This is a genomic window from Bacillus sp. AFS012607, from assembly GCF_002558005.1.
Lineage (GTDB): Bacteria > Bacillota > Bacilli > Bacillales > Bacillaceae_G > Bacillus_A > Bacillus_A thuringiensis_S.
The window spans coordinates 1-8,685 of record NZ_NTVM01000034.1 but is presented as its reverse complement, the minus strand read 5'-3'; the positions used below and the strand labels follow the sequence as shown (position 1 = coordinate 8,685).

The following is an 8,685-nucleotide window of genomic DNA, read 5'->3' as shown; positions in this document are numbered from 1 at the left end:
TGAGGAAGGAGAATTCTTTCCGGAAATTCGTTAAATTAATACTTTAATTTAATACGTAACGGGGTTGCAAATGTGTCAATATTAAGGTGTTCTCTTTAACACGTTTTCAAAGGTTTAAAACTCTTCTTAAACAATTATTAAGAAGAGTTTTTTTGATAAAAGTTATAAAGAATTAGTTTTAATTAACTAAGAAATTATGCAAAAAGAGTATTTGTCTGTACATTTGTTATATGCTCGGCCAATACAGTAGCTTGTGCATGGAGGGGAGCTGGAAATCCTAATGTAATCCCATTGTGTTCAGTGCATTCACCAATTGCATAAATTAATTTATCATTTGTTTGCATATACTTATTAACAACTATGCCACGTTTAACATATAAGCCAGCTTTTTTTGCTAAATGTGTATTAGGTCGCCTACCAATAGGTATTACAATTAAATCGTATTTTTTAATAGTGCCATCTTCGAATTGGATCCCCTCTGCATAGTCTGTACCTAGGATTTTAACCGTGTTTTTTTCCATGAGAAATTGAATCCCTTTTGCTTTTAGCTTGTTACATAGTAATGAACAAGCCAAGATATCTTGTTTTGCCATTAAGTGTGAACTGAAATGAACTACGTGGACGTCTATTCCAAAATCAAATAATTTTTGTGCAATTTTTAGACCGAGCAGGCCATTGCCAATAATAATAGCTTTTTTTGCATGCTTCTTAATATTTAATAGAAATTGGATTTCTTCAGTTGTTCTAAGTTTATTTACTCCCAATAATTGCAGTCCTTTAACGGGAAAAATAAAAGCAGTAGATCCTGTTGCAATGATGAGTTTATCGTAGAAAACAATACGGCGTTTATCTGTAACAATGACCTCGTCCTCACGATCAATTTCTATTACCTTTTCGTTTGTAAAAAGCTTAATATTATGTTGTTTGTACCAATTATATTGCTTTTGTATTCTATTTTTAATATCTAATTGTAATGAAATAGTGTTTATTTGATTGTAGAGAGGATAGAGTTCATCACTGAAAATAGAAATGCTATACATATTAGGATTTTGTATTAAAATCTCTTCAATACAGCGTAAACTAGATATACTATTACCGATTATTACTAAGCGTTTTCGTTTTCTCATATCAATTTCTCCTTCCGATTGTGAAGTATTGAGCAAAGATGTTCGTTCATATTATAACAATTTTAAAAAGCAGATTGCTTGATATATAGTTTATTTTAAAATATGTCACAAATTATCTTTATTCGGGTAATGAGATACAAAGATGATCCCATTAAACTCATAGGTTAGAGGAAATTTTAAAAATGTTACTAAGATATTTCAGATGGAAAATGTTGAATATGTTTGCTGCTAGTAGTATTTCTTCAATTTTTAAAGAATAACGCATACAAACACACTGTAACCTTATAATTAAAGTTTTTTTATGTATAAATGCGAATAATTTCCTGATAGGTCACTATACAAGTAAGTAAAAATTAAGATGGAGTGCTTTTCCTAAACATGATAAATTAAAACTTTTTATACCAGATTAATTATTCTTTTATTCTATATTGACTAGGTATATTCGTGTATTATGCACCTTCTAGGATTTAGTGAATATAGCAGATTGCACATCATTTGAATCATTTTGTAAAGTGAGTATGTTTATTTTGTGAAATATTGAACAAAATCTTGAAAGTGAATATTGAAACATGTAGTTTATTCTTAGGATTATTTATAATAACCATGAACTAAAGGAGTGTGTAATTTTATGTTAGAACAAGGGATAGCTGATGCTATAAAACTTGCACAAAAGAAGAAACAAATATTAGATATAAACCCAATACAATATTTTGTTCGTGCATTACTAGCCGGCATCTATATTGGATTTATTATAGTATTATGTTTTAAATTAGGGGATTTTTTTCACGTTGTAAATTCACCTGCAACTTATTTAAGTGCTTCTTTATTTTTTGGAATTGCACTTATATTAATAATATATGGTGGAGCGGAATTATTTACTGGGAATACAATGTATTTTACAATTTCGACCTTACGAAAAAAAACAACGGTCTTAGATACTTGTCGTAACTGGGGTGCTTGTTTTTTAGGTAATCTGGTAGGTGCAATATTTTTTGCGTTATTATTTTATGGTACTGGTATTTTTGATCAAATTGAATATGAACATTTGATAAGTAATGTTGTTGAAGTAAAAATGAATACACCGACAATACAGCTATTTTTCAAAGCTATTTTATGTAATTGGCTTGTTTGTCTAGCATGCTTCCTTCCTTCTCAAGTAAAAGGGGATACAGCAAAAATAATTGTTATGATGTTATTGGTTTTTACATTCTTTTTATCTGGATATGAACATAGCATTGCAAATTTATCGCTATTTGCAATCTCCCTGGTATCGCCACATCCCAATACTATTTCTTTTAGTGGGGCTATTTATAATTTAATTCCAGTTACAATTGGAAATATTATTGGTGGATCTGTATTTGTTGGCATGGTATATCATTATATAACCCAAAACAACCCTACAGCTGAACAGAAGGGCGATTTAGTTGAATCTCAATGTGAGGAAAACATCCCATTACAAACACAAATAAAAATTTAAGCTACTAATATAATCATTTTCGTATAAAAATAACATAATTATTTTGAATGTTATTTTTATATCAGTTGGCCTAATTAGCCGGAAATACCGTTTTAATAATTCTTTTAAATATATTTTTTTCTTTTATAAAATATATTATTTGTTTTTGTTAGACATATAAGGGAAGGGAAATATACAAAAAACATTCACAACTTATGTGACCTAAATTTGTTAATATAAAATGCAAGATCACATGTCGAATTTATTACAGAAAACTCTAAAAAATCAGTGGGAGGTTTACTAGAAAATGAATTTTGAAAAAGTTTGTTTGGTATAGAAGTGCTTTTAGGGGGTTATTGCTAAAATAGGTGAAATAACCTTCGATATACAAAATAAAAATTTGCAGTAATTAGATTTGAATGAAGATAATATAAGCATGAATGTCATTATGAAAAGTGATAATCCGTTAGTGAATCTTAATAAAAATGTAAGCGTTAACAATTTTATTTAACTAGATGTATAAACTAGATTTTTCACAGAATATCAAAGAATCTTTGAAATGTAGATAAAGAAAAATTATCTTATCTAGTGAAGCTATACATAATATTTTTTTGAGTTAAATAAGAAATAATGTTGGAGCAATATTTGCTGGAAATACATATGAAAAGGAATTTAAGTTTAACTATGTGGTATTGAACATTAATGTATTTCGAGTTCATTATTTGTTTATTCAAAATCAATTAAATCTCTTTTTATTAGAATAACAACAATGCACAAAAACATAACATAAATAGTGAGGGATCTATAAATGAATAAAAATATTAATCGTGTAGTTTTAATTGGTACAGGGGCCGTAGGATGTAGTTATGCATATTGTATGATTAATCAGGGCCTGGCAGAAGAATTCGTTCTTGTGGATGTAAATGAAGCAAGAGCAGAAGGAGAAGCAATGGATTTAAGTCATGCAATTCCTTTTTCACCATCACCAACAAAAGTATGGAAGGGTAGCTGTGACGACTGTAAAGATGCGCAAATTGTTGTAATAACAGCCGGATTGCCACAGAGACCAGGTGAAACACGTTTAGACTTAGTTGAAAAAAATACTAAGATTTTTAAAGAAATTATACGTAATGTCATGTCAAGCGGATTCGATGGTATTTTCTTAATTGCAACAAATCCAGTGGACATTTTAACATATGTAACTTGGAAAGAATCTGGGTTGCCGAAAGAACGCGTAATTGGTTCAGGTACAACGCTTGATTCTGCACGTTTCCGTTACATGTTAGGAGAATATTTTGAGATTGATCCTCATAATGTTCATGCGTATATAATAGGTGAACATGGTGATACGGAGCTTCCAGTTTGGAGTCATGTGTCAGTTGGCGTTCAAAAGCTACAAACCATTTTAGAAAATAAAAGTCAGTATAATCAAAGTGACTTAGACGAAATTTTTGTTCGTTCACGTGATGCGGCCTATCATATAATCGAACGTAAGGGAGCAACCTGTTATGGAATTGGAATGTCTTTATTACGTATAACAAAGGCAATTCTACATAATGAAAATAGTGTGTTAACAGTATCTGCATACCTTGAGAATAAATATGGTCATAATGATGTGTATATAGGGGTTCCTGCTGTTATTAATCGCGAAGGTATTCGAGAAATTATAGAAATTGAGTTAAATGCGGAAGAAAAGTTTAACTTTAATCATTCTGTACATACATTAAAAGATACCATGTCACCAATACTATAAGATGAATTTATCGTATAACATTATGTCGAATATATAAATTCTTAGCAACAGTTTAAAGGTACCTCATCTAATATACTCTGAAAGCAAATAGTATAGAAAAAATGTTTGTTTAAATAGAAATAAAGTACTTTCATCTTGTAAAGAATCATTTTCTAAACATTATTAAGAAATTAAGATTCTGTACGACATTAGTTCATAATATATCAAGATTGAACGTTTTTAGAAGCGACATAATTATTTATAGCTAAATATGTTATGATTTTCACAAAAGGTTGATACCTTTTGTGCATAGTTTCCTTTAAGTCACTAAAGACATATATATTTTATTAAATAAAAAGCACTTTTTTAGAAGTTAAGGAAGTGCCTTTTTATTTGTTAATAAACATTAGAAATCTATTAAATTACATACATTTATGGAAGAGAGTTATTTCTATGTGCATCTGGCTATCGTTTAATTACATTCTTATTGGACGTTTATAAAACAACGAGCATACAGTAGGAAATGTGAAAATTAGGGGGATAATAGAGCATACAAAGTTGGTAATAAACCTTAGGGAAAGGAGGGAACGAGATGAGAAATTTCTTTGAAGAAAAATATACAAATTTAGAATTTAAAAGAGAACTAATAAATATTATAAGTAAAATCAGTGAATATAAAGGAGCAATATCAGCATATCAAACTCAAAAACCAGAGATATTTAATCTTTTGGAAAAGAATATATCACTGCAATATATTAAAACTTTTCCTAATATATATGAAAAGTTTACATTCTCAAATAAACAGTTAAAAAAATTAGTTGATCATCATGCTAGCCCTCAAACATTGGAAGAGGACGCTTTATTTTGTTATTGCAAAACATTAGAACTTGTGCGAAAAGAAAACCACAAATTACCTATTAAACCGCAAACAATTCAAGAATTGCACTTCCAATTAATGAATTATTCAACTTCTGAAAGTGGTAATTGGAGAAAAAGCGAACTTGTATTATCTTCTGTTCCAAAGTTAAAAGATCAATTTAAATTACGTACAGTTGTTTTATATGATATGGTTCCGCAATATTTGTATCATCTATGCGAACAATATAATGCATTAAGGGCTAAAGGGAATTTTCATCCGCTCCTACTAATTCCTCAATTTATCTTAAATTTCCTATGTATTTATCCATTTAATAAAGGGAATGGTAAGTTAGCAAAAATATTAATTCAATGGTTATTAATTGAAAGTGGATTTACATTTGTAAAATATACATGTATAGATAAATATTTCAAAGAATATGAATCAGATTATTATGATGCTCTGTATAAATCTGCAGCTCACTGGTATCAAGGCGATCATAATGTAGTTTTCTGGATGAAAATTTTTTTAGATATTGTTTTAGTTGCATATAAAGAATTATATTGTGTAATAAAAAATTGTATTAGCACTCATACTAAAAGAAAAAGAATTGAAAAATACATAGACAGACAAGATAATCCTTTTACTAAAGAAAATATTCGAAACATGTATCCAGACATAAGTGAAAGTACTATAAATAAAACATTACACGCTTTAAATTCACAGGGATACATTAAATTAGTTTCTAAAGGTAGAAATGCAACATGGATAAAGCGTAAATTAACTTAGGGTAAAAAACTAGAACACTGGCAAATAATAAACAAGGAGAACCCAAAAAGGGTTCTCCTTGTTTATTATTTGTTAGACTAATGTATCTTTTAGAAAGATAAAGAAGTAAAATAGACTATTTATTAATTGCAATCTAATCATAAAAATTTGTATCACATCTTTAAGAAAGACTGGTCTACTCGTTATGATTTTCTAAACCAAATTGTCCCTTTTTACGCATAGTGTAATAAATAGGGAGGCCGAGTGCAGTTAGACCTATTCCACATAAAGCTAGCAGAGGTTGAGTGAATAAGGTATTAATAACAATGAACAATCCGCCAATAATAGCAACTAATGGTATAAAAGGATACAATGGAACTTTATAAGGTCGCACAAGTTCGGGTTCCCTTTTTCGTAAGATGAATACAGCAAGGAATGTCATTGTGTAGAATATCCATATTACAAATACCAACATATCAGTAAGAGTATTGAATCCGCCGACGGCCATCATAATAATTGAAATAAATAGCATAAATAGACCAGAATTATAAGGGACCCGACTATTTTTAGATAATGTAGCAAACCATTTACTAAATGGTAGTTTGTTCTCAATAGCCATGGCATAAGGAATTCGCATTCCTGTCATAATATAACCATTAATCGTTCCAAATACGGAAATTAAAATGCCAATGGTAACTAGTTTTCCTCCCATAGCTCCAAAAAGAATTGTAGCTACTTGAGAAGCGGGTGTATCAGTACCTGCGAGTGATGTTGCAGACATGACCATTAGAAACGCGACATTAATTAATAAATAAACAACCATTACTGTTGATAAGCCTAATACGATTGCTTTAGGCAAGTCTTTTTTAGGGTTTTTCATTTCTCCAGCAATATTCCCTACATGAATCCATCCATCATAGGCGAACATTGTTGCGAGTAAACCAGATCCAAGGGCAGATATCATAGATTTGTTGGGCCCTGCCTCAATTGGAAAAAGCTGAAAAGTAACGTCACTTTTGTGTAGTAATCCAAAAATAATAATCAATGCTAATGGAACCAATTTGCATATAGTCGAAGCCATTTGGATTCCACCAGCTGCTTTAGCTCCTAAAAAGTTCATAAGAGTTACAAATGTTGCTGTGATAATTGCAATTGCGATAATTAGCATTTTGTGTTCATTAACATTTAGGCCAAATAAACTAACCGTTTGTGTCCCGAAAATAATAGCAAGAGCTGCAATATTTGCAGGGAAGTATATGACAGTTTGTGCCCAGCCAAGCAAGAAAGCAGTTAAGTTTCCATAAGTCCTCTTTAAATATGCCATCATTCCCCCCGTTTCAGGAATAGCGGCAGATAGTTCAGCAGCAGTTAGTCCTGCGCAAACGGTCAAGATACCACCAATTACCCATGCAAGTAATCCTAGGCTAGCTGTTCCTGTTACTCCATATAATGCAGTGGGCTTGAAAAATACTCCGGCGCCGATAACGGTACCAATAACTGTGGTTAATGCTGCAAAGAAACCAATATCCTTTTTTAGTTGTTGTTGTGACAAAATAATCACTCCCAATTAGAAAAATATATAAATTCTCTTATGAATTCTTTATCCTGTTTGTTAAATTATTTGATAGTATATCCTGTATCCATACAAATAGCCGCCCCTCATCCTTACCAGCTATAGAATTTGAATACATTTTAGATACTAAATAAAAAAGAAATTAAACGTATAAGTAAAGAAAGTTTAATTTCGCCTCAAATCATGTGAAAATTTTCACATGATTTGAGGCGAGTAAAATTCCATGAATTATACATTAAAAGAAATTCTTTAATTTAACCCGAAACATGAAGTTAAAAACGAGATTTCTTTTATATGAATAATAAGAATAAATGAGGTATTTTAATATTTTGATATAGTAAAATAGTAAATCGAAATTCAAAAGAGAAGATATATTCTTGTGAAGAATATCACAAAGTGTTGAGGGATTCAATCATATTTTCGATATAAAATATAGAAAATCAACTAAATAAAACATTTTGTGAAATGTTTCACAAAATTGTTGACCTCTTATTTTTACTAATGGTATCTTGTAGGTGCAATCCAATGTTATAAATTAAATTATATTTGAAAAATATTGTAAGGGTGAATATTTAGAATCTTATATTTATCTGACAATAATTAATTTAATTTATAACTCACTCTAAAAAAGGATGTGTAGATATGAAAATTGGTGTAGTGAAAGAGATAAAAAAAGGGGAAGCTCGTGTAGGGATGACTCCAGAAAATGTTCAAAAATTAGTTTCAGCTGGAAATGAAGTTTTAGTACAAAAAGATGCTGGATTAGGTTCTGGTTATACAAATGATGAATATATAAATGCAGGAGCAAGCATAGTAAATCAAGGCCAGGCATGGGATGTTGATATGGTAGTAAAGGTAAAAGAACCACTACCTGCAGAATACCATTACTTTAAAAAGGATCTAATTGTTTGGGGCTTTTTACATCTGGCTGCGTCGAAAGAGTGTGTAGAAGCAATGAGAAATGCTGGTACTACTGCGATTGCTGGTGAAACTATTAGTGAGGATGGAAATTTAGCATTATTAAAACCTATGAGTGCAATTGCTGGAAGACGTGCGGTATTTATGGGAGCTTATTATTTAGAAAAACAACATCAAGGAGAGGGGATTTTATTATCAGGTATTGAGGGAATCCCAGCCGGAAAAGTTGTAATCCTAGGTGGAGGGAATGCTGCA

The 8,685-nt window shown here is 30.5% G+C and carries 6 protein-coding genes; 4 read left to right on the top strand and 2 right to left on the bottom strand.

What is annotated here, in order from left to right; genetic code table 11:
* Positions 1-194: 194 nt before the first annotated feature.
* Entirely contained in the window at positions 195-1,127 is a 933-nt protein-coding gene (locus tag CN409_RS27630) for an FAD-dependent oxidoreductase (RefSeq protein WP_016083474.1), read from the bottom strand.
* 628 nt (positions 1,128-1,755) lie between these two features.
* Here CN409_RS27630 and CN409_RS27625 point away from each other — a divergent pair.
* The 3 genes from CN409_RS27625 (at position 1,756) to CN409_RS27615 (ending at position 5,960) form a co-directional block, all read left to right on the top strand.
* Positions 1,756-2,604 carry a formate/nitrite transporter family protein gene (locus CN409_RS27625; protein WP_000893013.1) on the top strand — a complete coding sequence of 283 codons (849 nt, stop codon included), beginning with the start codon at positions 1,756-1,758 and terminating at the stop codon, positions 2,602-2,604.
* A 787-nt stretch (positions 2,605-3,391) separates the two neighbouring features.
* Positions 3,392-4,336, top strand: coding sequence for an L-lactate dehydrogenase (locus CN409_RS27620; RefSeq protein ID WP_081143960.1), 945 nt, complete (start codon positions 3,392-3,394; stop codon positions 4,334-4,336).
* Between the two features lie 571 nt (positions 4,337-4,907).
* Positions 4,908-5,960 (top strand): Fic family protein, encoded by a 1,053-nt coding sequence (locus CN409_RS27615; protein WP_086423967.1) that lies wholly within the window; start codon positions 4,908-4,910, stop codon positions 5,958-5,960.
* Between the two features lie 175 nt (positions 5,961-6,135).
* Here the strand turns inward: CN409_RS27615 and CN409_RS27610 are convergent, their stop codons facing one another.
* Positions 6,136-7,491 (bottom strand): APC family permease, encoded by a 1,356-nt coding sequence (locus CN409_RS27610; RefSeq protein WP_000082761.1) that lies wholly within the window; start codon positions 7,489-7,491, stop codon positions 6,136-6,138.
* 663 nt (positions 7,492-8,154) lie between these two features.
* On the opposite strand from CN409_RS27610, the gene CN409_RS27605 reads away from it, so the two are divergent.
* Positions 8,155-8,685, top strand: a 531-nt coding sequence (locus CN409_RS27605; RefSeq protein ID WP_479680123.1) for a Rossmann-fold NAD(P)-binding domain-containing protein, incomplete at its 3' end; no start/stop codon positions are given.

What these genes read in the sequence shown, in the direction of transcription:
- CN409_RS27620 (WP_081143960.1), top strand. Translation starts at nt 3,392, where the DNA reads ATGAATAAAAATATTAATCGTGTAGTTTTAATTGGTACAGGGGCCGTA.
- CN409_RS27615 (WP_086423967.1), top strand. Translation starts at nt 4,908, where the DNA reads ATGAGAAATTTCTTTGAAGAAAAATATACAAATTTAGAATTTAAAAGA.
- CN409_RS27630 (WP_016083474.1), bottom strand. Translation starts at nt 1,127, where the DNA reads ATGAGAAAACGAAAACGCTTAGTAATAATCGGTAATAGTATATCTAGT.
- CN409_RS27625 (WP_000893013.1), top strand. Translation starts at nt 1,756, where the DNA reads ATGTTAGAACAAGGGATAGCTGATGCTATAAAACTTGCACAAAAGAAG.